The sequence below is a fragment of the Pseudomonas sp. BIGb0381 genome (assembly GCF_024809815.1).
In the GTDB taxonomy this organism is placed as follows: domain Bacteria; phylum Pseudomonadota; class Gammaproteobacteria; order Pseudomonadales; family Pseudomonadaceae; genus Aquipseudomonas.
Genome location: NZ_JANUEN010000006.1, coordinates 143,127 through 166,055, shown reverse-complemented (window position 1 = coordinate 166,055; position 22,929 = coordinate 143,127). Strand labels below are relative to the sequence as shown.

Sequence of the window (22,929 nt, the reverse complement as noted above, 5' to 3'; positions counted from 1 at the left end):
GTATCTCCCCCACAACAGTCCGGTTCTTGATGGGTTAAGCGTTCGCCGCACGACTCACTTGGCAAACGCATACTCCCCACCCTGTTCCAGCGCCTGGCGATAAGCCGGGCGTGCCTGGAAACGCTGCACCCACGCTGCCAGGTGCGGGTACGCCGGCAGCTTGCCCTGGGCCTTGGCGATTTCGCCGATAAAGCTCATCTGGATGTCCGCGCCGCTCAATTCATCGCCCAGCAGATACGGCGTGTGTGCCAGCGCCTCGTTGAGGTAACCGAGGTAATTGGCTACTTCCGATTCGATACGCGGATGCAACGGCGCACCGGCATCACCCAGGCGTCCCACATAGAGATTGAGCATCAGCGGCAGCATGGCCGAGCCTTCGGCGAAGTGCAGCCATTGCACATACTGGTCGTAGGCGGCCGTGGCCGGGTCCGGTTGCAGGCGACCGTCGCCATGGCGGCGGATCAGGTAGTCGACGATGGCGCCGGACTCGATCACCACGTTGGCGCCGTCTTCGATCACCGGGGACTTGCCCAGCGCATTGATCGCCTTGAGCTCCGGTGGCGCAAGGTTGGTCTTCGGGTCGCGCTGGTAGCGCTTGATCTCGTACGGCAGGCCAAGCTCTTCCAGCAGCCACAGAATGCGCTGCGAACGTGAGTTGTTGAGGTGATGGACAATGATCATGGGAACTCCGCGGGGCATGGGGTGTGTAGGAACAGACTGCTGCGACAACGTAGAGTGCCCTGAATCAGCGGGATGTTTGCTTGGCAAACGCCCCTTCGATCAACGCACCACCTCGAACGCCGTGTATTCATACGCCGAGCGCATTTTGCTCGACATCGTCTCCAACGTCAGGGCAATGCCCAGGTCTTCGATAAACGCGCGCGAGGTCTTGTAGTCGCCTTGCTCGCACTCAAGCTTGATGGCGTCGCCGGTCAACGAGGCAAACACCTGTCGGGCCGGGAAGCGCTGGCCGACCTTGCAGCTCACGGAGGTCTCGAGCGGGGTATCGGTCGGTTTGCCGGGCACGTTCGCCATGTGCAGGTTGGCGCTCAGCGTCTGGCCAGGCGTCCAACTGCTCGGAATACTCAGTTCGGCTTCGCGGGTCAGCAACACCTGGCCGTCGCCCACGCCATTCATCTTCGACTTCAACTGAATCAGGTCCGCCTGCACCAGGCGCTCGACATGGAAGGTGTCGCTGTAGATCTCGTTCTTATTCAGTAAGCCACCCACCGCCGTGAAGGTCACCGAGGTGGGGGTGTCGTTGCTGCCATCGCTTTTTTTCGACAGGTACGTGTAGCTCAACGTCTTGAACTTCGGCTGCAGCAGGGCCGAGTCGAGGTGCTGGAGCACGCTGGCGGGTACGGCGACGTCGTTGATGCTCGGTTCTACGACGGTGCGTGGGTAGTCAGCCGGTTCGATGTCCGGACGTGACCAGGCCAGCAGCGCCGCATCGACACCGCCCTGCAACGAACAACTGATGCGCGATTGCGTGCCGTCGGTGCCTTCCGGCTCTACCAGCAGCACGCGCTCGACTTCGCGGGTGCCCGGCGCGACGCCGGGCCGTGGCTTGATGGCCTGCCAACGGTCGCCGACCTTGAGCTCGCTGCGAATGTAGGCGTCATCGCCTTTTTGCAGGCGAGCAGGCTGGTCGAGCAGCGGGGCAAGGCGTTGGGCAACCTCGTCGATATTGCCTTGCACAACAAAGCCCCAGTAATAGTAACGCCCCAGGTTGCCGAGGTCGCTGGCCTCGTCGGCGTACGACAACAGCTTCAAACCGGCGATGGGCGGCGTGCTGATCGGCACCGCGTTGGCCTTGCGGTCCGCGCGGTTGACTACCGCGATCCACGCGAAGTCTTTGTCCTGCTTGAGCGGCGCGTAGGCCTGCCAGGCGTCGCGGTGGCTGTTCAGGCTGCTGAAGAACGTCGCGTCGCAGCGGGTGAAGGCCTTGAGCGTGTCGGTCAGCGCGGCATCGTCGGCGTGGGCGATGGAAGGCAGCAGCGCAGAGGCGAGGAGGAGGGCGGCGGTGGGCAACTTCATCGAGCGGGATGTCCGTATCGGGGGCGGGAGCTGGGCATTATCCAGAAATTACCCGCTAAAGGCTCGGCTCAATGACTGAGCCCCATGAGGCGCGCGATTTTTTCAGATCCAAAGATCGTTTGTTGCAGTACGTTCACCGCCTTCATGGCCCGTATTCAGGATGCCCCGAGGCTCAATCATCATCAGCTTCGCCTCACCCTCGGCGGCGGTCCGATGTTCAACGCCACGCGGGACCACATACAACTCGCCCGCCGCCACATACACCGGACCTTCCGGCAGATCGATACGCAGCGTCCCTTCTAACACCAGGAACGCTTCGTCGGTTTCCGGGTGTGAATGCCAGATGAACTCCCCTTCAATGCGCACCACCTTGAACTGGTAGTCGTTCATTTCGGCGACGACCCTGGGGCTCCACTGCTCGTTGATGAGCGACGCCTTTTGCGCGATGTTTACCGGTTGTGCCGGGTGTTGTGACGTAGCCATGATCCATCCTCTGGTAGGTAAGAGGGCCAGACTATCGAGGCAACGAGGCGCCTGGCTTGTACGATCCTGCACGTTGGCCGTCTAAAGCTCGGCCGATTTCCGGCGATAACCTGTATGAACCCGCCAATCAAGGATCGATAAAATGGCTCTTTCCGTCAGCGCTGCCTATCTCCCGCCGGTCAACACCAGCCTTACACCTTCCGACCAGCAGCTCGTGGCCCAGCCACTGACAGAGGCCGCGAAGGAAGCGTTGGCAAACGCCGCCCCGGCGGCCGTCTACCATCCCAGTGGATCAGCAAGCACCACGGTGGAACCGCCGGAGGTGGTCGACGTCTGGGTCGGTCGGACCCAGTCGCCAGACCACCCTCGGCTCGTCGAAATTTCCACCGGCGCGCTCAATACGCTGAAGGCATCCTTCAAGGCATTCGAGTCAGCGCTGTCGGCCATCGCTCCCGACTTGGCCGGCAAAAAATACGGCTTCACCGTCGAGGCCGATGGCCGCCTGAAAGTGCTGGATTCGGCCAGCCAGCTCAGCAGCTCGGATACCAAACGGCTGACGGATTTGCTCAATCAATCCCTTGGCCTGAAAACCGCAGCTGTTGCCTACCGCAATGCCTCCATCGACACGGTGGACGCCGATTCCGTCTGGTCGGGCCTGGGCTATTACAGCCTGACCAACGAAAACTTCGCCAAGACCATTGATCTGGCGCCGCTCTTAAGAGACTTCGACCCGTCGGACTTCAAAGGGGCCAGGGACCGGATTTTTATTAATCAACTGGCCTCCAAAGGCGAACTGGCGACGCAACAGACGGAAGCGGCGATGTATGAGCGGCGTGGAATACAGCGGTTCAGTGCGCAGGCGTGATCTACTGTGTGGGGTAAAAATGAAGCCGTGCAGGCGGTTCAACCCCGCCTGCGCGATTCAATCCCTGCAAAAATCAGCATACCCGTCACCATCGCCAACGTGAACACCAGCACCTGCCATTGGCCCGTCAACAGCAATGCCACTGCCGGCCCGGGACATAGCCCCGCAATCGCCCACCCCATGCCGAACACCAGGCTGCCCAGCACGAGGCGGCGGTCGATGGTGCTTTGCGTCGGCATCTGGATCGGTGCGCCCAGCAGCGAGACCTGACGATGCCTTACGACGTAAAAGGGCACGCTGCTCACCATCAGGGCGCCGAGCATGACCAAGGCCAATGAAGGGTCCCACTCGCCGGCGAGGTCGAGGAACGCGAGCACCTTCGCCGGGTTGGTCATGCCGCTGAGGTGCAGCCCCAGGCCGAAGATCAGACCGGCGATCAATGCAGTGAGTTTGCGCATGCTCAGGCTCCCAGCAGGTGGCGGATGAAATAGACACCGGCGAACCCGCTGCCCATGAAACAACCGACCGCGACCAACGAACGCAGCGACCACCGCGAAAGTCCGCAGATGCCATGCCCACTGGTACAACCGGCGCCATACCGCGTGCCAATCCCCACCAGCAGCCCTGCCAGCACCAGCGCGTAGCCACCGGCCTGGAACGATGACTCAGGCAGCTTGGCAAACAACGACCAGATCCAGGGCGAGACCAGCAGCCCGATCACAAACAGCAGTTTCTCCCCACGCCCCTCGCCGCGCCTGGAGAGCAGGCTGCCAAGCAGGCCGCTGATACCGGCGATGCGGCCGTTGAGCAGGACGAACAGGCCTGCGGACAAGCCGATCAGGGAGCCGCCGAGCAGGGCGGTCCAAGGGGTGAAGTGGGTGGAAAGAGTCATGGCAGGGCCTGGGTGTGTGAGGACTACGTGCATCGATACCACAGTTCTATCCCCAACCCCAACGGGTGAAGACGCGCACTCACACCTTGGCCGTATGCACCATGGCCAGGCGCAGGCGCCAATCGCCGTCATGGCGCAGGTGGCATTCTTCTTCGGAGTCGAAGTGGACGCAGCGTTCCACGGGCGCGCCGTGCACGTCGGCGTCGTTGAGTGCGGCAACAGTCAGCTCACGCATGCGTGTGTCTGCCCCTGTCGAGAGGGCGTTGTCCTTGTTGGCGCGGCTGTCGAACACCCAGATCACCCGCAGGCTTTGGGGGAAGGCGCTGTAGTCGACGGTGTGGGTCAGCCAGTCGAAGCCAGGGATTTCAGTTTTGGCGATTTCGCAGGCGTCGGTGAGGGTGGCGATGAGGCGACGTTCAATAAGCGGGCGCTTAGCATTACGCATGCTGTCGATTCCATTCGTAAGGTGAGCGATTTGAACATCCACGGGGCTTATTCTTTGCTGTCTTCGCAGACGGCTTTCAGGCCCAGGATAGTGGTAGGGGTCTGGCCGATGTGAGTGGTTGTGCTCACGACCATATTGGCGCCGGTGTCACCGACCAAGTGGTAGGGCCTGCCGTTGCAGACCTTCCCGGCTTTTTGATTGATGTTTTCCAGCAGACCTTCCCGGGAGTTAAAGATGCTGCCATGGCTGGTGATCATGTATTCGCCGGGAGCCACTTCGTTGGCGCCGGTGAAGGTGCAGCCAGTCAGGGTTGCGGTGATGCATCCGAGCAAGAGAAGTTTTTTCAAATCCGTGATCTCAAGTAAGCGGGGTAATGGCCGGCGAATATTACAGCAAGGTCTCGCGCATCGATGCGTCAAACGCATGCTTCTGTGGAAATTGAAAAAGGTTCAAACTGCCGAGCTGTTTGTTTGACCCGTTTGTGGCCCTGCGTCACGCTTGATACGCGATGTTTGGAGCGCAAATATGCTTGCCGCACTCAATCAAAATCCCTCGGTTGTCCTGGTTCCCACTCAACAAAGCGATTTGGACGATCTTGTCGCCATTCGAATTGAAGCCATGCGTGAAAGTCTGGAGCGTGTCGGGCGATTCGACCCAGTACGCGCTCGCGAGCGGTTTGCCAGCGGCTTTGATGCCCGCGACACACGTTATATCGAGGTCTGTGGAGAGAGGGTTGGTTTTGTAGCGGTTCAGCGTCACTCCAATGAATTTCTGCTCGACCACTTATATGTAAGACCTGGCGCGCAAGGATTGGGGATCGGCGCTGCAGTGCTCATTCAGATTTTCAAAGAGGCGGATAACGCTGCACTCCCTATTAAAGTGGGGGCTCTTAAAGAAAGCGCGTCGAATCGCTTTTATACCCGCCATGGCTTCCAATTTGTCGAAAGCAGTGAATTCGACAATTATTATGTTCGCCGGCACATTGCGGTGCCGGGGCCGGCGGGCTAGTTGGCCGGACCCGCGCGTGGAGAAGCCAGGCTCACGCCAGCCTTCAAACAGAGGCCCCGTTTGCTGCGCGACAGCGCTACGTCGAAGCAGTAGTGGGACCTCCCTCGGCACAAGGGGGAGCGTTTGCCTTGGTCAGTTCGCTGCTGCTGTCGCTTGCTTCTTGGCCCGTAGCGCCAGGCAGCGGTTTGAAGGCTTGGTTTGGTGTTGGTCTGCTTACTGCACGCTCGTTATATCTGCCAACAGTTGTTCGAGCCCTTCAGGCGTTGAATAGAGGTTTTCCAGCGCCGCGACCTCGGCCAGTTGGCCTGGCGAAAGGGTCTTTTCTTCGTGCTCAAGCTGGGCGCGCATCTCTTCTTCATTTTTCGGCAGCTTGCGCTTCAATGCTACGCGCAAAAGCCCGCACGCCTTAAGCTTGTTACGTTCGAAACCTCGGCCGGTGTCCATCTGCACAGCGAGGAGGGCGGTTGCAAACGCGTGTCCTTGCGCCGCAGCCTTGAGCAACCATCGGTTCGCTGTCGGGTAGTCGACCGGTATTTCATCTCCCTTGCTGTAGAGGTAGCCGAGAATGAACTGCGCATCGGCCCGGCCTTGCTCGGCAGCACGGGTATACCACTGCACTGCGCCGGGTACATCCTTGGGTGTGCCGCGACCACTGAGCATCGCGACGCCCATCATTTCGTAAGCCTTGGCATTGCCGCTGTCGGCTGCCTGAGCAAGTAGCTTGACCGATCGCTCAAGATCGACCGGCGCGCCTCTGCCCAGTGCGTAAAGCGTTGCCAACTGTATGAGTGACTCGGCATCCCCTTGAGCACTGCCCTTGCTTGCCCATGCGAACGCCTGCTGATCGCTCGCCTCAACGCCATCACCTCGGTAGTAAAGCCTCGCGAGGTCTCCTTGCGCTTTGGCATGCCCTTGTTCGGCGGCTTTTTGAAACCACATGGCTGCCTGGGCGAAACTCCTGGGTTGATCCTGGCCTGCAATATTGGAAATACCCAGGAAATACTGGGCATCCGGGTTTCCATGCCCGGCCGACCGAGTGATCCACTCCAGGCCCTTGGAATGATTCACCGCTACGCCGCGCCCGTAGTAGGTGAAAATACCGGTTTTATACTCCGCGACAGGTTCGCCGTTTTCGGCAGCGCGCAAATACCACTCTGCCGCCTTGACCGGGTTTTTATCGACCACCAGGCCTTCGTCGTAGAACGCACCCATCAGCAGCGTGACGCTGTGCGGACTGCGCCATACGGTGATAGCGAACGTGATTAAAAGATAGGCCAGATAGCCCAGGAGCAACGCAACCAAAGGAACGACAAACCGGCGCAATTTCGAATCCATTCGTGAGGTGTAGGTGAGCAGTGTAGCGATGCTCACGCGCCGGTACATAGATGTGTTTCTACAACAGGTTTAACCGCGTTCGGCGCTGCGAACCAGCGGCGCATGTGTAGGCCCATGTAGGCGTTGATGGCGATGGTACATCGCGCCCAGCAGGGCAAATTGCGCCGTGATGGGTTGGTCGGGGAGCATCATTACGGTAGGCATGCAGTGAAGGTCAGGATCGCTTTCGGGTTACTTGAACCTGTTTTGATTACTCGCTTACCGGAGGGCAGCTTTCGAGCGAGCTAGCCGGTAGCTGTGGGTAGCAAACGACCTTAAGCTGAGCTTCGCGAAGGCAGAGATCGGCCAGAAGTGGATGCTTGCGAAATATGGGTTCGAATGCCCAGAGCCCCCCTGACGGCACTCCAAATTTTCTGCTTCAAACCTCAGGGATTTCATTAGGCGAAATCACATTGCCATTCCAGCCAATTCTAAAGATGCATAAAATGCATTTATGCAAAAAAATGCATTGATGCATAATATGGATGAGTATACAGTATCTCTGCTCGCCGACGTCATGCTTCGCGATAACCTCAGGCGGGCGAGGTACACGAAGCAGCGAAGGCTGGAAGCCTTCAAAAATAGGAATACTGTCGATGAATGGACCAGACGACTTAACCAAAAGGAAATGGTAATGACAATAGAGCTCGGAGAATCCAGAGTGACAGCCCCGGCCTTGATAGGGGCGTTTAACTTCAATCTTAGAAGCGATAATCAGCCACTGAACTTCTTCCCTCCCGCTACTCGCATGGACCTCCAAAGGCGAGATGTAATAAATGCGTTCACAAGCAAGTTTCAAAAAGAAATTGATGCCGCGCATACTGAAAACATGCAGAAAATCGACAGTAAAATCAAAAAGGATGTAGAGAGTGAGGGAGGTTCTAATGAGTCAATGGATGCAACAACTCCAGAATCAACTGTAACAAAAGAACATGTGATTCATGTAAAGCTATACTACAACTCTAAAGCAGAAGAAAAAAACCAAGCAGACAAAGCAGCGTCGCTGAAAGTCGGCCCGGACCTTAAAGCTTACTACTCTGTTTCTGATGTGTTTCCGGATAATAAATACCAAGATGCAGCAGTCCGAAAGCAACGGCTTATTGATTGGGCTTTAGGCTATGAGGCCCTTCGGCTCGCTCAGGTCTATGCAGAAACAGCCAGGCGTTTGAAAGCGGCAGCAGATGCATTGGCTATTATTCAGGCCGAACAAGCACGCCTAACCGCCGCAAATGAAGCTGTTCGGAACGCCAATACGTTCCGTGCACCGGGCTCTGCATCTGCTGCCGGCTCGCTGTTTATGACTTCCGCCGGAACCGTGACGGTCGTTGAAGCCGCAGCGCTCACTCTACAAGCGGCTATTCGTGCAGCTATTAGCGCTTTGGGCGGAGTTGTTGCGAGTGTTGGGGCAGGCCTTGTTGTTGGGGTTTCAGCGCTCTTTTACTCGTCAAAGCTGGCGAATGGCGAACTGTCGGAGCGTTATGCTTTCAGTACCCCAGTATCGGACCTGATTCCTGACTTTGAGCAAGATCTGAATAGCGTTGCTGCCACAGGTGGCACCGTTGATTTGGCTTACCGCATTAGCTCAAAAACTGCTGCCGATGGGCGGTCAGAGGTCTTTGTAGTCAAGACTGATGGCGTGACGGTTCCGTCAAAGGTCAGGGTGGTGGCGGCTCGTTATGATGCGGCACAGAAAGTCTATAGCGCTACGACAGCGGATGTACCTCCACGGACTCTAACCTGGACGCCTATTGTCAACCCAGGGAATAATTCAACGACTTCGCCTACTGAACAGCCTGTGCCAACAGTTTACACTGGCGCTACGGTGACTCCGGTGGAAGGCCGTATTGACGCTTTTCCTGCAGTTACAGAAGCGAGTTTTGATGATTTTATTACGGTCTTTCCGGCGGATTCAGGTCTGCCACCGATCTATACGATGTTCCGGGATCGGCGAGAGGGTGCAGGTGTTGTAACAGGTGTTGGTCAGCCTGTGTCGGGGAACTGGTTGGGTGCTGCATCGCAAGGTGAGGGGGCTCCCATTCCATCACAGATTGCTGATCAGCTTCGCGGGAAGGAATTCAAGAATTTCAGGGAGTTCCGAGAGGCCTTCTGGAAAGCTGTTGCTAATGACCCAGTACTTGTTAGAAATTTTAATAATCTTAACATAGCTGGTATGCAAGATGGTCTATCCCCATTTCCGCCTAAGACAGAGCAGGTAGGTGGTAGAGAGAAATATGAGATTCATCACGTCATTGGTGTTGGCCAAAAAGGAGCTGTTTATGATATCGATAACCTCCGCATTACGACTCCCAGACTTCATATCAGCATTCACTCGGCAAAAGGGCTTTGAAAATGGCTATTAAAACAATTCCAGAATATTCGGAAAGTGAGTTTTTGAGCTTGATCAATTCTTTAGTTGATCATAGTCTAAAAACTGAAAAAGATAGGGATGCGGTAATTCAGGCTATTGTTGGTGCTGCAGAGCATCCGGACGGTACAGATATTATTTTCTATCCTCCTGAAGGAGCCGAGGATACGCCAGTGGGTATTCTTAAAAGGATTAAAGAGTGGCGAGCTGCTAATGGCAAGCCAGGTTTCAAAACCGCTTAATTAAATCAACCATAGCCCGATCACCGATCTTTATTCGGTGATCGGGCTTTCCGTTTTTTGAAGGTGCAGCATATTTTATTGCAAATCCGGTTGCGACAAAATGTATTACCGAAAAACCGGGGAGGAGTTTCCCTCCCGAACATCGCAGCGTCACTCCCCCACTTTCTGTGTCCTAAGTACGCACGAACAGCAAGTCGGTTGGATCAAATATCCACGGTCATTAGAATAGCCCTCCCAACGAGGCGGCCTCCCCGTTCATGATCATCAACTCACCACTCACCACTCACCACTCACCACTCACCTCGGCCTTACCTTGCCGCTGGTTAGAGGTTGTGCATTGAGTATCGACAGTTTCAAAATGAAAGCCCTCTAACACCTGCCTGAATCGCCCTTAGTTCCATAGACGCCTTCAAGCTTCAAGGAAGGGCTGCTAACCCTGTATAGCTGTGCGCTATTGGCAGTAAGTGGCCCGTCACAAATGACGGCTAATGGGTGTGAACTTGATCTTAAATGCAATAGAAGGTCTAGATCGGCCCGCCGGCTTATCCGCGACCATTCCTGCGACAGTCGTTCCCGCATGAAGCCTATGTGGTGAGGTAGGACGTCACAATGTCTTCAAGCATGCCCACCAGTTCAGGATCCATGTAGCGGTAATCATCTGGAATATCGAGAGAGTGGAGCCGTTTGTGTTCAAGAAGGCGGGCGTATTCAGCCTGAAGACGATTAAGGTGTTTGTGTTCCATGACAAAGATCACATCAGCCCAGCGAATATCCGCTGGGCTGATAGTTTTACGTGCATTTGGACTGGTTCCTGCTGAACGGGCATTAAAGCCGGGACGACGGCGCCAGATCGCTTCCGCAGTAGGGCTACGCCATTGATTACGGCTACAGACGAACAGGAGGTTAGTCACTCTTGATCCAGTAGTTGGCGGGTTGTGCGGATGGGATAGCTCATCCCGAGTTGGTGTGCTCTGTACAGTTTGGCTGCGCGGGTGTACATCAGTTTCCAAAGTTTTTCTGGCTTGAACTCCAGCGGACGAACCGTATTGTCGCCTCTGCATTTAAGGGCCTGCATACGTCTCCAGGCGCGGGTTCTTTTCATCGTTATATCCGCGTGAGTACCGGGTTCAGAAGCCGCAGTAATACGAGTTGGAAATATAGTAAACGTGAATCGATGCAGGGGCTAGATAGGTTGAGCGCTTGATACTAGCAGCAGCTAATGACTGTAGGCGGTCTCAGCGCCAAACAGCCAACTTCTGCCGGTGCCGAAAGGCTGCTCTGGGTCGGTTTCTTCCATCCACGACCGGCTGAAAGCGGCCGATTGTGTTGAAAAAATCAGTTTTTCCAGGCTACCTGCATGCTGACTGTAAGCGTCCAGTCAAGTCATCTACCGATCCAGCTATCAGCACGAGGATGACTGCTTGCCGCCCATGCCGTAAGGTTCGCTACCAAAATCGCCACAGCCTTCCAGTGGTGGTAATACAGCAAGGAGAGCGAACAATGAACACCTTCAAATCATCAGTTCAAAGCGTAGCTGCGGCCATAGGCCTCATCGCAGCAGTGACAGTCGGTGGATGCGTGATGATCCCTTACGACACGCCGGAATCAAAAGCCCAAATCCAGCGCGATCTGAAAATTGCACCATCGGATATTCAAGCCGTGTCGGAAACGAACTGGTGCTTGTTCCCATATGGAAGCGAAGGCAGCTGCAGAGTTACTCAAGGCCTGGGGGTGTTGACCAGCAAAGGCCTGATCCTTAGCCTCTACAACAACCACACCTACACTGAAACCGCACGCATCCTCCCAGAACAAGTGCAGTGCGTGAAGACAGTTGGTGGTCGCACTGGAGTCGAACCGTTCGTTGTATTCACCAAAGACCGCGCGATCATGCTCGCCGTCATTACGCCGGGCGGGCAAATGAATGTGCCTGTGAAAGTCAGTTTCTTTGATTATCTGACGAAGCCAGGGCAGCACGTCTTCACTGGGACGGATGGCGGATATGTGCGCAAGTCGGGTCGACAGCAAACCGTAGGCGGAATGGTGTCAGGCACTGCCGTCCCGTGGCATACAACACTCGACGTAACCGAGGTTTTTAACCCTTGCCCGCAGGTTACAGATTAACGAGGAGTGGTGCGCTCCCTCGCAAGCGGTGCGCGCATGCCGAAGCCCGTAGGTGTGAAGGATGAATGCCCGAAGGGCCGAGACGCCCCGGCGGCTCGGCTCGAGACCGCTTTTGGCCGACAGCTGGCGGTCACCAATGGCAGCTATTGGTCGAAGATTAGCGTAATCCCAGTCCCTGGGCCTGTAGGCAAAGGACTGGGAAGTCCTTGCTCAGGCTTCTTGGTAAAAAGATATCGTCTCTTTCAGCGAGGCTGAAAACTCATAGATCTCGTCGAGTGAGTTGATAGGGTGGCGCGTTTCAACTTTGTCCTTGTCGAAAATCCCAAGATATTTTTGGCTACGATTGAAGTGAAGTCTCGCGATAGGTTTGCGGTTGTTGTCGTCTAGAAGGATGCCGAAGTAGCTCTGGGTGTCTCTGCTGGCTATGCGCTTTGCATCTATGACGGTCCGGACAATCGCTTTGATAATATGAAAACCTTCCAGCTCCTCCATCGTAGTCAGAATACGATCTTCAGGCTCTTCTTGGGCTTCAGCCTGATTTTCAGCGACGACCGATTCAGCGAGCGTGGGAAATGTGGCTTTGCTCATTGCTGACTTCAACCTATCGTTGATTTGGTCACTGAGAAACTGGGCTGCGGCTTTCCTTGTGAGCAGAGTAAACTGATCTCGAACTTTTTGGGTGATGACTCCTTCGTAGACTCGCGATGCGAAGAAGCGAACGAAATCATCATCAGGCTGGGTGAACTGCTTAGCCATTTCCTTTTTTATGTTGCCCACGTACTTCAGTTCGCCTGCGGCATTGATGATCGAATCAACGTCGAAAGCGGACTTCGTAAGCTTTTGAAGTTCAGGGATGACGTGCTCATCAATGTTAAGCAAGTCGATCTCTAGAAACGGCTTTTCATCCATTTTGTTTGGTGCATCAAGATCAGTGTAGAACCGATAAAACCTGCCATTTGTAAGGATGGAAATTCGTGCAGTGGTGACATGAAAGTATCGGAAGAGTTGGCTCGCATGGTTGATATTGAGCGGCTCGCCGACTTTTTTAGTTTCGATCAATATCTGGATTTGACCATCTTTCAAAATCGCGTAATCAATCTTTTCCCCTTTCTTCGTGCCCACATCGCACACGTATTCGGGAACCACTTCGGAGGGGTCGAACACATCATAGCCCAACACGGTATGAATGAATGGCATGACGAAAGCAGTTTTCGTTGCTTCCTCCGTTTGTATCGTCGACGCTAACTGATTAACCTTCGCTGACATTGCATTTAAGCGTTCTACAAAATCCATTTCCCTGCTCCGTTGCACGTTCACCCGATCGGGGTCGTAGAGGCGCAACGCTACTATGCCTAAATCCACTTCTGCTACTGGCATTCCATCCACGCTGGATGCTTGGACAGGGTGATGACATTTGGGCAACTGCTATGGCGCTCGGAAACGCCTCTGATTCCCTAACATATTCGAACGACTCCTTTTGGCCGTTCTCTGCCAGTCGCGTGAGACAGAATGCGACCCAATATAGATAGTCCGTGTCGAACGCAACAAACCGTCGGGATGAATTACTCCCCGGATTGCAAGCGCTCGATAGCTTCGAGAAGCTGGCCGTCGAAGTACTCGGTTTCATCTCGTTCCTGGTCTTTCATGCGGCGCTTCGCCTCGATGAGCAGGTGTTTGGTCGCGATGTTCTGATTCAAAAAAGTAGCGACCATAAGATCATTCAAACTCTCTAGAGGTGTGTCCCATGCCTCCCTGCAACGCTGAATTAGTCCTGTAGAGGCATCCCCACTCCATGGACCTAAAATATCCGAGACTGCCAGGGTGGAGATCATGAGCCTGCCTTTGAGAGAAATTGAAGGGCTGGTAATTTCGCACGCTCGGGAGATTGATGAATAGCGAAATCGAATGCCCGCTTCTGGCCGATTGTGTTGAAAAAGTCGGTTTGCCCGAAGCGCTCGAATACTGATGGGTGAAAACACCTCTTTTGCACGTTGCTACGTGAAATCTGAATCGGCCTGGGTTTTCTAGCCAGTCTCCAAGCTCGATGTGTAACGCTTTTCAAACTCTACCGATGACAGCAGCTCAAGCAATAAGTGAGAAGAATAGGCGTGTAAAACACAGCTTCCACAACCGACGGGGTCTGTTTCAGGCTCGGAGTTGAAAACAACCTGAAAATTCTTGGTATGGTGCGAGAAGACTGTCTCTACTTAGGACAAAAAAATGATTTCGCATGTATTCATCGGAGTGAATGACTTCAGTCGAGCGCTTGTGTTTTACCAAGGGCTCATGCAGATCCTCGGACTTGATCTCAAGTTCACTGAACTTGAACGCCCATGGGCTGGCTGGAAACACCCGGAGACTGAACGCCCTCTTTTCGTGGTGGGCAAACCGTTCGGCGGCGAATCTGCGACGCCAGGACATGGGCAAATGATTGCTCTGCTGGCACCTAATCGGCAGACCGTAGACAACGCCCATGCCTTGGCGTTGGCATTGGGTGGAACATGCGAAGGCGCTCCCGGCCTGCGACCCGAATACCACCCGAATTTTTATGGCGCGTACTTTCGAGACCCTGAAGGAAATAAGCTTTGCGTCTGTTGCCACGATCCGGAGTAGGTCACGTGTAGGATCTGCAAAAAGGGATGGATTTATTTGCAACTTTGTGGCGGCGCACGGTTACCCACTAATGCAGACGGAAAGTGAATTAGGGATGAAATCGGCCCTTTTGCGTCCGTACCGGTCTACCATACCTCCCCGGGAGCGGTTCTATGCGCTGCCGTTCCTCAGTTTTTAAGGCATCCCAATGACCATCGACCAAATCTCCCTCCCCAAAGGCGTGGGCCCTCACGCCGCCAAGCTCCTCGACGCCATCACCGGCGCCGCCACCCATGAAGAACTCAACCGTGCTGGCGGCAAGGCTGAAGGTTTTGTGCTCGGTCTGGAATCCACCAAAGCCATCAAGAGCCAAATCGCCGAGTCGTTGTATGTGGCCTATGACGACGCGGCGAGTAATCGTTCCAGTGAATTGAAGGGCTAGGCATTAACCGGAGCAGGGCGCTTCGCGGTCGAGCAATTTGGCAGTGAGGAGTACGCCCAGCTCGCTCAGTTGGTGGATAGCGAGGGCGATGTCGCGGTGTTTGCCGGACAGGTCTTCGGACAAGTCGAGCAGCAGCGTGCTGACTGAGGCGAAGGTTTCGTAGCTGTTGGTGATGAGGGTTTCGTTGCTGGCGTCGGGAGCGACGCTGAAGAGAGCGCTTGAATCTGTAGGCATTGTTAAGTTCCTTGCTTGGGCCACTACCTGATCGCTACTAAACGATAAGGCGGTAGCTGTACGCAGGTTAGTAGACCGGTGGAACCTAACAAAACCGGCGCGCCCGAGGGCGCCCTACGCACAGCCACCATCGAGCACAGACAGGCACGTCTGACAGATGAAGCTTGTGCACTTGTTAGGTTAAACCGTGGGCTACTAAACCCGATCACCGAGAGATTCGGCGACCGAGCCACCTTAGAGACGGCCACCTCAGCGCACAAGCCGGCGGATTCTGACGCAAGCGTAGGCAAGGGAGCAAGGCACGGTGGCTGCGCGGCTCACACCGTAAGACTTAATAACCATCCCGCCGCGCCGCTTCCTACAACCACCAGCCACGGTGGCAGTTTCCACACCATCAGCGCCACCAGGCCAATCAGTGCCAGGGCGAAGTCCTGGGCGGTGAAGATGGCGCTGGTCCACACCGGTTGGTACAGCGCCGCCAGCAACAGGCCGACGACCGCTGCATTCACGCCCGCCAGGGCGGCTTGGGTGCGCGGGCTGCGGCGCAGGCCTTCCCAGAAAGGCAGTGCGCCCATCACCAATAAAAACGATGGCACGAAGATCGCCAGCAGGCAGAGCAGGCCGCCCAGCCAGCCGCTTGGGGCTTGGGCCATCGAGGCACCGAGGAAGGCGGCGAAGGTGAACAACGGGCCGGGCATGGCTTGGGCGGCGCCGTAACCGGCGAGGAACACGTCATTGCTCACCCATTGGCGGGGCACGACTTCGGCTTGCAGCAAGGGCAGCACCACGTGGCCGCCGCCGAATACCAGCGAGCCGGTGCGGTAGAAGGCGTCGGTCACGGTCAGGACTGGGTTGGGCATCAACTGGGCGAGGATCGGCAGGCCCGCGAGCAACAGCACAAACAGCGACAGCCATATCGTCCCGGCGCGACGGCTGATGGTCACGGGCAGGGCGTCGTGCGCTGCAGGCGATGTGGGTTTGAATAGCAGCAGACCGGCTACGCCCGCGACCAGGATCACGCCGACCTGGCCCCACGCCGACGTTTGCAGCAGGGCCATGCAGGCGGCGAGGAGCATCACGGCCACGCGTGGGGCGTCGGTGCACAGGTTGCGCGCCATGCCCCACACGGCCTGGGCGACCACGGCGACGGCCACGACTTTAAGGCCATGCAGCGCGCCGGACGGGATGGCGGTGCTGTGCCGGGCGATGCCCAGCGCCAACAAAATCAGCACCACGGCGGACGGCAAGGTAAACCCGAGCCACGCCGCCAACGCGCCGCCATAGCCGGCGCGTGACAGGCCGAGCGCGATGCCCACCTGGCTACTGGCCGGGCCGGGCAGAAATTGGCACAGCGCGACCAGATCCGCGTAACTGCGTTCGCTCAGCCAGCGCCGCCGTGTCACGAATTCCTCGCGGAAATAACCCAGGTGCGCAATCGGACCGCCAAAGGAGGTAAGGCCCAGGCGCAGGAAAATCAGGAACACCGACCAGGGATTTTCGCGGCGATCAGCGGGGGAGTGGGCCAAGGTGGTCGGTCTCGATGAGGGCAGGGCATCGAGGCACCTTAGCGAATTTTGATGACGTGAAGAAGAGGCGCCAGCGACAGCGCTCAATGTTGTACCGTTGCTCCCCAGGACCGTACCGATGACGAAGGAGCCAGCATGACATTGACTGTCGAAACCCTGCTCGAACTGGCCATGGCCAACCCCATTAACGCCGAAATCACTGCGCGCCTGCCTGACCTCGGGGTGGACCAGTGCATGCTCACGGCGGGTTGCCTGTTCCAGGCGGTATGGAACCATCAGGCGAGTCTGCCTGCCGATCAGGGCGTGAAGGACTACGACGTTTTTTACTTCGATACTGACGTGTCCTACGAGGCGGAAGACGCGGTGATTCGTGCGGCGGACGAGCTGTTCAAAGACCTGGGTGTCAATGTCGAGGTCAAGAACCAGGCGCGGGTGCACCTTTGGTACGGTCAGCGCTTTGGGCGGCCTTATCCGCAGTTGCGTTCGGCCCGCGACGGGGTCGATCGTTATCTGGTGGCCGGTACGTGCATCGGCTTGGAGATTGCCACGGGCGAGGTGTATGCGCCGTATGGGTTGGACGATGTGGAGCAGGGGATTTTGCGGATTAATCCACTCCAGCCGGAGCAGGCGTTGTTTGAGCAGAAGGCGCGCAGTTATCAGGCTCGGTGGCCTTGGCTGAGGATTGTTGGGGGTGGGGACGCCTGAATGCTTTGGCTGGGGGCGCTGCGTTATCGTTGGTGATTTTCGCGAACAAGCTCGCCCCTACCGTTGATTTACGCTGAACTTTTACGTGGGTGCTGCACGTCCAAGATTCAAACCACTTCCGCCAAGGACAGACGATGACTTTCTTTATCTTCCTGCTAGCCTGCGCCGCCGCTGCCAGTACCGGCATTATTTTCAAGCCCGGCGCCTGGTACGAATCCCTGGTTAAACCCAGCTTCACTCCGCCCAATTGGCTGTTTCCGGTCGCGTGGACGATCATTTACCTGCTGCTGGCCTGGGCCGGTTATCGCTTGAGCCTGATCCCCGGCAGCCAAATGGTGCTGGCGCTGTGGGCCGCGCAAATTGCACTGAATACCTTGTGGACACCGGTGTTTTTCGGCGCGCATCGTGTGCTCGCCGGGATGGTGATCATCGTGCTGCTGTGGATCACCGTCGCCGCCATGGTGGTATTGGCCGTGCGCCTGGACCTGATCACCGGCCTGATCCTGTTCCCGTACCTGGCGTGGCTGTGTGTGGCGGCGGCGTTGAATTTCTCGATCCTGCGCAATAACCGCTGATGGCCCACCAACCTTGGCCCGCCAGCGAGGCGGAACTGGCCCAGATGCGCCGCTTCAATCAGAAGCTCGCCTGGCTGCCGCGCTTCAAGATCCGCAACCGGATCACGCCGCGGTTGATCCAGGCGCTGCTGCGCGTCAGTCAAACGCTCAAGCGCTCCACACCGGCTGAAAGCAGGGTTGTCGACAACGTCCCCGTGCGCATCCTGCGGCCAAGCGGCAAGCCCAAGGGCGTGGTGCTGGATATCCACGGCGGCGGCTGGGTGATCGGCAATGCGCAGATGGATGACGACCTCAACCTGGGCATGGTGCGCGCATGCGACGTGGTGGTGGTGTCGGTGGATTATCGGTTGGCGGTCGACACGCCGGTCGAGGGGCTGATGGCGGATTGTTTGGCCGCTGCGCGTTGGTTGCTCAGTGCCGATGAGTTTGCCGGCCTGCCGGTCATGGTCGTCGGTGAGTCGGCCGGTGGGCATCTGGCGGCGGCGACGTTGCTGGCCCTCAAGCAATGGCCTGAACTGCTCAAACGTATAAGCGGCGCGGTGTTGTACTACGGCGTTTATGATCTGGCCGGTACACCGAGCGTACGCGCTGCCGGGCCGGAGACGTTGCTTTTGGATGGGCCGGGGATGGTGGAGGCGTTGCGCATGCTCACGCCGGGGCTGAGTGATGATGAGCGCCGGCAGCCGCCGTTGTCGCCGTTGTATGGTGACTTTGAAGGGCTGCCCCCGGCGTTGATGTTTGTGGGGGCGTTGGACCCGCTCAAGGATGACACGCTGTTGATTGCAGAGCGGTGGCCCAGTGCGGAAGTACACCTGTTACCGGAGTCGGCCCATGGGTTTATTCATTTTCCGGTGGCGATGGCCGATGGCGTGCTTGCTTGCAGCCGCAAGTGGATAACGAAGCACGTCGAGGGAGAAAAGTGAGTTCTCCCCAGGCAGGCGGCGCTTATTTTCCAAATCGAGTGCCATCCCCACGATCTTCCATCGGACACCCGACCAACGCGGCGTATACACCTTGCGCCTGACCTGGCAAGCGGACGGCGCCATTGGTTATCAGGTTGCCAGTGGTGGGGCGTGGGAAGAGAGGAAACTCGTCGAAAAGCCCGGTTTTTCCGTGCGCCATGTGAGCGTGCATGCCTCCGGTATGAAGGGCAGTGCTGTGTGTGAGTTGCGGGAATGAACGCGCTGACGTTGAGGCCGGCGACGGTGACCGATCTGCCGTCGATCTATCGGGGAGAGCAGGATTACATCCGGCGCTGGGAGCCTGACCACGAAGCAGCCTGGCGGCTCCAGTTGGAGCGCCACCTCACGCGCTGGGTCGATAACTTCGAACGGTTGACGATTGCGATGCTGGACGGGCAGTTCGCCGGTTATTCGCTGTGGACGGCAGAGGAGGGGTTTGCCGAGCTTTGTACGATCAACGTCAGTGAAGCTTACCGACGCCAGGGGATCGGTCGAACGTTGCTGAACGCTTACGCGGCGGCGGCTGGGCAGAATGACTTCCTGAAGTTGCGGTTGAGCGTACGTTCCGATAACCCTGCCCGGCTGATGTATGAGCGCGCCGGGTTTGTCTGTGTGGGCACAGGTTCCAACGACTACCTTTGCTACGAGCGAGCCAGCCGCCCGTGAATATCCCCGCAAGAATCGGATAGCCACCGCTGTCCAGGTGCTCGTCTCATAGGGCTCTCCTAAGAGGCGCCCTCCATGAACTTTCGCATTACGGGCCTTGCTCCCGATCCATTTCTCAGTGTGTTTGGTTTGCCCGACGATGAGCTTGCCGCGCGTGGGATCAAGCGTTACCGAGTCGACCGTCACCCAGGTTTTCCTGACCGCATAGAGATGAAAGATGCGCAGGTTGGGCAGAGCGTGCTGTTGCTCAATTTAGATCCAATGTGGGAGGGGGGCCGATAGCCATAGGTATCTCCACAACTTTCAGACACTGACAAATCTCCCTGTGGCGAGCGGGCTTGTCCCGCGTTGGGCTGCGTAGCAGCCCCAGTCAAGAAGAACTCGGTGTATCAGACACTCTGTATAGACTGGTTTTGGGGCTGCTACGCAGCCCAACGCGGGACAAGCCCGCTCGCCACAACAGCCCTACCTGCCGGGCGTTCAGCGTTGAGCCAACGGTGTCTAGATACCTATGCCCGATAGCAGTCTGTCAGTTGATGCAAATGTCGACTGGCACACCGCCATCGGGGGCAAGTCGAATCGTCGCACCGCCCCTCCCACATTAGGAGCTCGGCGTGTTCAGTTAGACCGCAACCGCAGTATCTGCGCCCCATCAAACGGGTCCGTCAGGTAATGCGCCTGCACCCCGAATGTCTCCTGCAAGCGCTCCGGCGTCAGCACGTCCAGTGGCGTGCCCAGCGCTACCAGGCGCCCACGATCCAGCACGGCCAGGCGATCACAGGTCAGCGCTTGATTCAGATCATGCAGGGCGATGAGGGTGGTCACCGGCAATCCTTGCACGCCTTTCAAAATCGCCAGTTGATGCTGGATGTCCAGGTGATTGGTCGGCTCATCCAGTAACAGGATCTGCGGCCGTTGCGCCAGGGCGCGGGCGATGTGTACGCGTTGGCGCTCGCCGCCGGAGAGGCTGCGCCAGGCGCGGTGGCTCAGGTGGGTGGCGTCCACATCATGCAGGGCCTGGCGCACGATGGCGTCGTCTTCGCCGGACCACGGGCTCAGCGCCGACAGCCAGGGTGTACGGCCCAGCGCGACGGCGTCGAACACGCGGATGGCGTCGTCGGTGTCGGCCTGTTGTTCCACCACCGCCAACTGTTGTGCGATGGCGCGGCGGGACAGGTCGCCCAGGCGGTGGCCGCCCAGGCGCACGTCGCCGCTGGCCGGTGTGCGCAAGCCGGCGAGCAGTTTGAGCAGGGTGGATTTGCCGGAGCCGTTCGGCCCGACGATCCCCAGGGTTTCACCCAACTGAACCTCCAGGTGGATATCGCGCAGCAACTCCGCCTCACGCACCTTGAAGCCCAGGCCGGTGCAACTCAGTACGCTCATCGCGCATTCCTCCGGCCAATCAGGATCAGTGCAAACACCGGCGCGCCGACCAGTGCTGTCACCACGCCGACCGGAATCACCTGGCCCTTGATCAAGGTGCGCGACAACACATCGGCCGCAATCAAAAATAACGCCCCGCCCAGCGCACTGGCGGGCAGCAGGCGCGAATGCCCGGTGCCGAGCAGCAGGCGCACCGCGTGGGGGATCACCAGGCCGACAAAGCCGATGGAGCCCACAATCGACACCATCACCGCCGTCACCAGTGCCGCGCACCCCACCAGCACAAACTGCACGCGGCGCACGGGGATGCCCAGGGACGCCGCCGAGTCGCTGCCGAAGGTAAATGCATCCAACGCACGACGATGCCACAGGCACACCACCAGGCCGGTGACCGCCACCGGCACCGCCAGCCACACCGACGGCCAGCGCACGCCGCTGAGGTTGCCCAGCAGCCAGAACATGATGCCGCGGGCCTGTTCGGAGCTGGCCGACTTGGTGATCAGGAATGCGGTGAGCGCATTGAACAGCTGCGACCCGGCGATGCCCGCGAGGATGATCTGCCCGGTGCCGCTGGATGAGCCACTGGCCCGTGCGAGCAGGATCACCAGCGCAAACGCCGCCATCGCGCCGACAAAGGCGCCGGCCGAGAGTGAAACCAGCCCGCCGCCCACGCCCATCAACGCCACCAACACCGCGCCGGTCGAAGCCCCGGCGCTGATGCCCAGCAGGTACGGATCAGCCAATGGGTTGCGCAGCAACGACTGCAAAATCACCCCACAGGTCGCCAGCCCGGCCCCGCAGGCGGCGGCAACCAGGGCACGGGTAAGGCGGTAGTTCCACACCACGCCTTCATCGATCGGGGCCAGCACGTAACCGGCCGCCCACAGTTTGTTGGCGAGCACCTGCAGCACCACCTGGGGCGAGATGGCGGTTTCGCCGATGGCCACGCCGGCGAGCACGGCGATCAGCAATAGCGCCAGGGCGAGTAAGGTCCGGATCATTTCGGCAGGTCGTAGCCGTCGATGGCCGTGGCCAGTTGTTCCAGGCCATCGAACGTGCGGATGCTGGCCTGCAGCGCCAGGGCGTCGAGGATGATGATGCGGTTGTTTTTTACCGCGTCCATGTTGCGCGTGACCGGGTCGCTGCGCAGGAAGGCGAGTTTCTTTTCATGGTCGTCGGCGGGGTAGCGGCGTCGGTCCATGCGGGCGATCACCAGGAAGGTCGGGTTGGCCTTGGCGAGGGTTTCCCAGCCGACGGCGGGCCACTCTTCATCGGACTGCACCACGTTGTGCAGGCCGAGGGTTTCGAGCATGAATTCGGGAATGCCCTTGTGGCCGGCCACGTACGGGTCGCTGGCCATTTCGGCGCTGGAAAACCACACCAGCGCGCTCGCCTGCTTGAGGCCTTTGCTCTGCACGGTGGCCACGGATTTGGCCAGGCGCGCCTTGAGCGCGTCGTTCAGGTGTTGGCCGCGATCCTGTACGTCGAAAATCTGCGCCAGTTGGCTGATGCTCTTGTAGATCGTCTCGATACGGAACGGCTCCAATCGCGTGCCGTCGGCGCCCACCAGGTTGTCCTTGCCTTCGCAGTCGGAGGGCAGCAGGTAGGTGGGGATCTTCAGTTCGTGAAACTGCTCGCGGGTACCGACCACGCCTTGCGGGCCCACGACCCATTCCAGCTCGGCGGCCACCAGTTGCGGGCGCTTGGCGATCACCGCTTCAAAGCTGGGCTCGTTGTTGGCCAGGCGCTCGATGCTGTCGTTCTGTGCCTTGAACTGCGGCAACACGCTGTTGAACCACAGCGAGGTGCCGACCACGCGGTCAGCCACACCGAGGGCATAGAGCATTTCGGTGGCGGCCTGGCCGATGGTCACGCTGCGCGCGGGCGCCTGCTGGAAGGTGAGGGTGCTGCCGCAGTTTTCCAGGGTCAGCGGGTAATGCGTGGGGGCGGCTTGGGCCAGGGCGCAGAAACCCAGGCCGCTGATCAGGGCGGTAACGCGTGGCAGCATGAGG

Annotated in this window: 30 protein-coding genes; 13 read left to right on the top strand and 17 right to left on the bottom strand. The window is 58.0% G+C overall.

All coding sequences use genetic code 11. The features are described from left to right. Nucleotides 1–54: 54 nt before the first annotated feature. From M2397_RS17855 to M2397_RS17845, 3 genes are all read right to left on the bottom strand, one after another. Entirely contained in the window at nt 55–681 is a 627-nt protein-coding gene (locus M2397_RS17855; RefSeq protein WP_131699777.1) for a glutathione S-transferase family protein, read from the bottom strand. 99 nt (nt 682–780) lie between these two features. Continuing rightward, nucleotides 781–2,037, bottom strand: a complete 1,257-nt coding sequence (locus M2397_RS17850; RefSeq protein WP_259244170.1) for a hypothetical protein — start codon at nt 2,035–2,037, stop codon at nt 781–783. Between the two features lie 102 nt (nt 2,038–2,139). Beyond that, nucleotides 2,140–2,520 (bottom strand): cupin domain-containing protein, encoded by a 381-nt coding sequence (locus M2397_RS17845; RefSeq protein WP_259244169.1) that lies wholly within the window; start codon nt 2,518–2,520, stop codon nt 2,140–2,142. Nucleotides 2,521–2,662: 142 nt separating this feature from the next. On the opposite strand from M2397_RS17845, the gene M2397_RS17840 reads away from it, so the two are divergent. Continuing rightward, on the top strand, nt 2,663–3,385 hold the full coding sequence (locus M2397_RS17840; RefSeq protein ID WP_131699774.1) for a hypothetical protein: 723 nt from the start codon (nt 2,663–2,665) through the stop codon (nt 3,383–3,385). A 38-nt stretch (nt 3,386–3,423) separates the two neighbouring features. Here the strand turns inward: M2397_RS17840 and M2397_RS17835 are convergent, their stop codons facing one another. The 4 genes from M2397_RS17835 to M2397_RS17820 form a co-directional block, all read right to left on the bottom strand. Beyond that, the gene (locus tag M2397_RS17835) at nt 3,424–3,843 is read right to left on the bottom strand and encodes a DUF6691 family protein (protein WP_131699773.1); all 420 of its coding nucleotides are present in this window, start codon (nt 3,841–3,843) and stop codon (nt 3,424–3,426) included. A 2-nt stretch (nt 3,844–3,845) separates the two neighbouring features. Next, nucleotides 3,846–4,277 carry a YeeE/YedE family protein gene (locus M2397_RS17830; RefSeq protein ID WP_259244168.1) on the bottom strand — a complete coding sequence of 144 codons (432 nt, stop codon included), beginning with the start codon at nt 4,275–4,277 and terminating at the stop codon, nt 3,846–3,848. 79 nt (nt 4,278–4,356) lie between these two features. Then, complete coding sequence (locus M2397_RS17825) at nt 4,357–4,722, bottom strand: hypothetical protein (protein WP_259244167.1); 366 nt, start codon at nt 4,720–4,722, stop codon at nt 4,357–4,359. A 47-nt stretch (nt 4,723–4,769) separates the two neighbouring features. Beyond that, on the bottom strand, nt 4,770–5,069 hold the full coding sequence (locus M2397_RS17820) for a hypothetical protein (RefSeq protein ID WP_167656382.1): 300 nt from the start codon (nt 5,067–5,069) through the stop codon (nt 4,770–4,772). 178 nt (nt 5,070–5,247) lie between these two features. Here M2397_RS17820 and M2397_RS17815 point away from each other — a divergent pair, with 178 nt between their 5' ends. Further along, nucleotides 5,248–5,730: a GNAT family N-acetyltransferase gene (locus M2397_RS17815; protein ID WP_167656381.1), complete on the top strand. Its 483-nt coding sequence runs from the start codon at nt 5,248–5,250 to the stop codon at nt 5,728–5,730. A 213-nt stretch (nt 5,731–5,943) separates the two neighbouring features. Here the strand turns inward: M2397_RS17815 and M2397_RS17810 are convergent, their stop codons facing one another. Further along, nucleotides 5,944–7,113, bottom strand: coding sequence for a tetratricopeptide repeat protein (locus M2397_RS17810; protein WP_237683165.1), 1,170 nt, complete (start codon nt 7,111–7,113; stop codon nt 5,944–5,946). A 445-nt stretch (nt 7,114–7,558) separates the two neighbouring features. On the opposite strand from M2397_RS17810, the gene M2397_RS17805 reads away from it, so the two are divergent. Both M2397_RS17805 and M2397_RS17800 read left to right on the top strand, forming a co-directional pair. Further along, nucleotides 7,559–9,451 (top strand): S-type pyocin domain-containing protein, encoded by a 1,893-nt coding sequence (locus M2397_RS17805; protein WP_237683164.1) that lies wholly within the window; start codon nt 7,559–7,561, stop codon nt 9,449–9,451. A gap of 2 nt (nt 9,452–9,453) precedes the next feature. Next, complete coding sequence (locus M2397_RS17800) at nt 9,454–9,711, top strand: bacteriocin immunity protein (protein ID WP_167656380.1); 258 nt, start codon at nt 9,454–9,456, stop codon at nt 9,709–9,711. A 584-nt stretch (nt 9,712–10,295) separates the two neighbouring features. Here the strand turns inward: M2397_RS17800 and M2397_RS17795 are convergent. Together M2397_RS17795 and M2397_RS17790 are read right to left on the bottom strand one after the other, a co-directional pair. After that, the gene (locus M2397_RS17795) at nt 10,296–10,622 is read right to left on the bottom strand and encodes a low molecular weight protein tyrosine phosphatase family protein (RefSeq protein WP_167656379.1); all 327 of its coding nucleotides are present in this window, start codon (nt 10,620–10,622) and stop codon (nt 10,296–10,298) included. After that, nucleotides 10,619–10,813, bottom strand: coding sequence for a hypothetical protein (locus M2397_RS17790; RefSeq protein ID WP_237683163.1), 195 nt, complete (start codon nt 10,811–10,813; stop codon nt 10,619–10,621). The genes M2397_RS17795 and M2397_RS17790 overlap by 4 nt, the downstream gene beginning before the upstream one ends. Before the next feature lie 398 nt (nt 10,814–11,211). On the opposite strand from M2397_RS17790, the gene M2397_RS17785 reads away from it, so the two are divergent. Continuing rightward, nucleotides 11,212–11,832 (top strand): hypothetical protein, encoded by a 621-nt coding sequence (locus M2397_RS17785; protein WP_167656378.1) that lies wholly within the window; start codon nt 11,212–11,214, stop codon nt 11,830–11,832. A 210-nt stretch (nt 11,833–12,042) separates the two neighbouring features. Here the strand turns inward: M2397_RS17785 and M2397_RS17780 are convergent, their stop codons facing one another. Together M2397_RS17780 and M2397_RS17775 are read right to left on the bottom strand one after the other, a co-directional pair. Next, nucleotides 12,043–13,125, bottom strand: a complete 1,083-nt coding sequence (locus tag M2397_RS17780) for a type I restriction endonuclease (protein ID WP_034069245.1) — start codon at nt 13,123–13,125, stop codon at nt 12,043–12,045. A 269-nt stretch (nt 13,126–13,394) separates the two neighbouring features. Continuing rightward, on the bottom strand, nt 13,395–13,664 hold the full coding sequence (locus M2397_RS17775; protein ID WP_167656377.1) for a hypothetical protein: 270 nt from the start codon (nt 13,662–13,664) through the stop codon (nt 13,395–13,397). A 388-nt stretch (nt 13,665–14,052) separates the two neighbouring features. Here M2397_RS17775 and M2397_RS17770 point away from each other — a divergent pair, with 388 nt between their 5' ends. Both M2397_RS17770 and M2397_RS17765 read left to right on the top strand, forming a co-directional pair. Further along, the gene (locus tag M2397_RS17770; protein WP_131699761.1) at nt 14,053–14,445 is read left to right on the top strand and encodes a VOC family protein; all 393 of its coding nucleotides are present in this window, start codon (nt 14,053–14,055) and stop codon (nt 14,443–14,445) included. Nucleotides 14,446–14,632: 187 nt separating this feature from the next. Then, nucleotides 14,633–14,866, top strand: coding sequence for a hypothetical protein (locus M2397_RS17765; RefSeq protein ID WP_131699760.1), 234 nt, complete (start codon nt 14,633–14,635; stop codon nt 14,864–14,866). Nucleotides 14,867–14,869: 3 nt separating this feature from the next. Here the strand turns inward: M2397_RS17765 and M2397_RS17760 are convergent, their stop codons facing one another. Further along, nucleotides 14,870–15,100 carry a DUF6124 family protein gene (locus M2397_RS17760; protein ID WP_131699759.1) on the bottom strand — a complete coding sequence of 77 codons (231 nt, stop codon included), beginning with the start codon at nt 15,098–15,100 and terminating at the stop codon, nt 14,870–14,872. A gap of 317 nt (nt 15,101–15,417) precedes the next feature. Beyond that, nucleotides 15,418–16,626, bottom strand: coding sequence for a chromate efflux transporter (gene chrA, locus M2397_RS17755; RefSeq protein WP_259244165.1), 1,209 nt, complete (start codon nt 16,624–16,626; stop codon nt 15,418–15,420). Nucleotides 16,627–16,761: 135 nt separating this feature from the next. Between chrA and M2397_RS17750 the strand changes: the two genes are divergently transcribed. The 6 genes from M2397_RS17750 to M2397_RS17725 all read left to right on the top strand — a co-directional run bounded on the left by M2397_RS17750 (nt 16,762) and on the right by M2397_RS17725 (nt 19,816). After that, nucleotides 16,762–17,331, top strand: a complete 570-nt coding sequence (locus M2397_RS17750) for a nucleotidyltransferase family protein (RefSeq protein ID WP_259244164.1) — start codon at nt 16,762–16,764, stop codon at nt 17,329–17,331. Between the two features lie 134 nt (nt 17,332–17,465). Continuing rightward, on the top strand, nt 17,466–17,906 hold the full coding sequence (locus tag M2397_RS17745) for a tryptophan-rich sensory protein TspO (RefSeq protein WP_131699756.1): 441 nt from the start codon (nt 17,466–17,468) through the stop codon (nt 17,904–17,906). Next, nucleotides 17,906–18,829 (top strand): alpha/beta hydrolase, encoded by a 924-nt coding sequence (locus M2397_RS17740; RefSeq protein WP_259244163.1) that lies wholly within the window; start codon nt 17,906–17,908, stop codon nt 18,827–18,829. The genes M2397_RS17745 and M2397_RS17740 overlap by 1 nt, the downstream gene beginning before the upstream one ends. A 91-nt stretch (nt 18,830–18,920) precedes the next feature. After that, nucleotides 18,921–19,085, top strand: a complete 165-nt coding sequence (locus tag M2397_RS17735; RefSeq protein ID WP_167656374.1) for a hypothetical protein — start codon at nt 18,921–18,923, stop codon at nt 19,083–19,085. Further along, on the top strand, nt 19,082–19,534 hold the full coding sequence (locus tag M2397_RS17730) for a GNAT family N-acetyltransferase (protein ID WP_131699754.1): 453 nt from the start codon (nt 19,082–19,084) through the stop codon (nt 19,532–19,534). Before M2397_RS17735 ends, M2397_RS17730 begins: the two co-directional genes overlap by 4 nt. Before the next feature lie 75 nt (nt 19,535–19,609). Continuing rightward, on the top strand, nt 19,610–19,816 hold the full coding sequence (locus tag M2397_RS17725; RefSeq protein ID WP_237683162.1) for a hypothetical protein: 207 nt from the start codon (nt 19,610–19,612) through the stop codon (nt 19,814–19,816). A gap of 336 nt (nt 19,817–20,152) precedes the next feature. Here the strand turns inward: M2397_RS17725 and M2397_RS17720 are convergent, their stop codons facing one another. From M2397_RS17720 to M2397_RS17710, 3 genes are read right to left on the bottom strand one after another with little or no spacing between them, the layout of a single operon-like run. After that, nucleotides 20,153–20,917, bottom strand: a complete 765-nt coding sequence (locus tag M2397_RS17720) for an ABC transporter ATP-binding protein (RefSeq protein ID WP_259244162.1) — start codon at nt 20,915–20,917, stop codon at nt 20,153–20,155. Then, complete coding sequence (locus M2397_RS17715; protein WP_259244161.1) at nt 20,914–21,918, bottom strand: iron ABC transporter permease; 1,005 nt, start codon at nt 21,916–21,918, stop codon at nt 20,914–20,916. The genes M2397_RS17720 and M2397_RS17715 overlap by 4 nt, the downstream gene beginning before the upstream one ends. Then, the gene (locus M2397_RS17710; protein ID WP_259244159.1) at nt 21,915–22,925 is read right to left on the bottom strand and encodes an ABC transporter substrate-binding protein; all 1,011 of its coding nucleotides are present in this window, start codon (nt 22,923–22,925) and stop codon (nt 21,915–21,917) included. The genes M2397_RS17715 and M2397_RS17710 overlap by 4 nt, the downstream gene beginning before the upstream one ends. Nucleotides 22,926–22,929 lie beyond the last annotated feature (4 nt).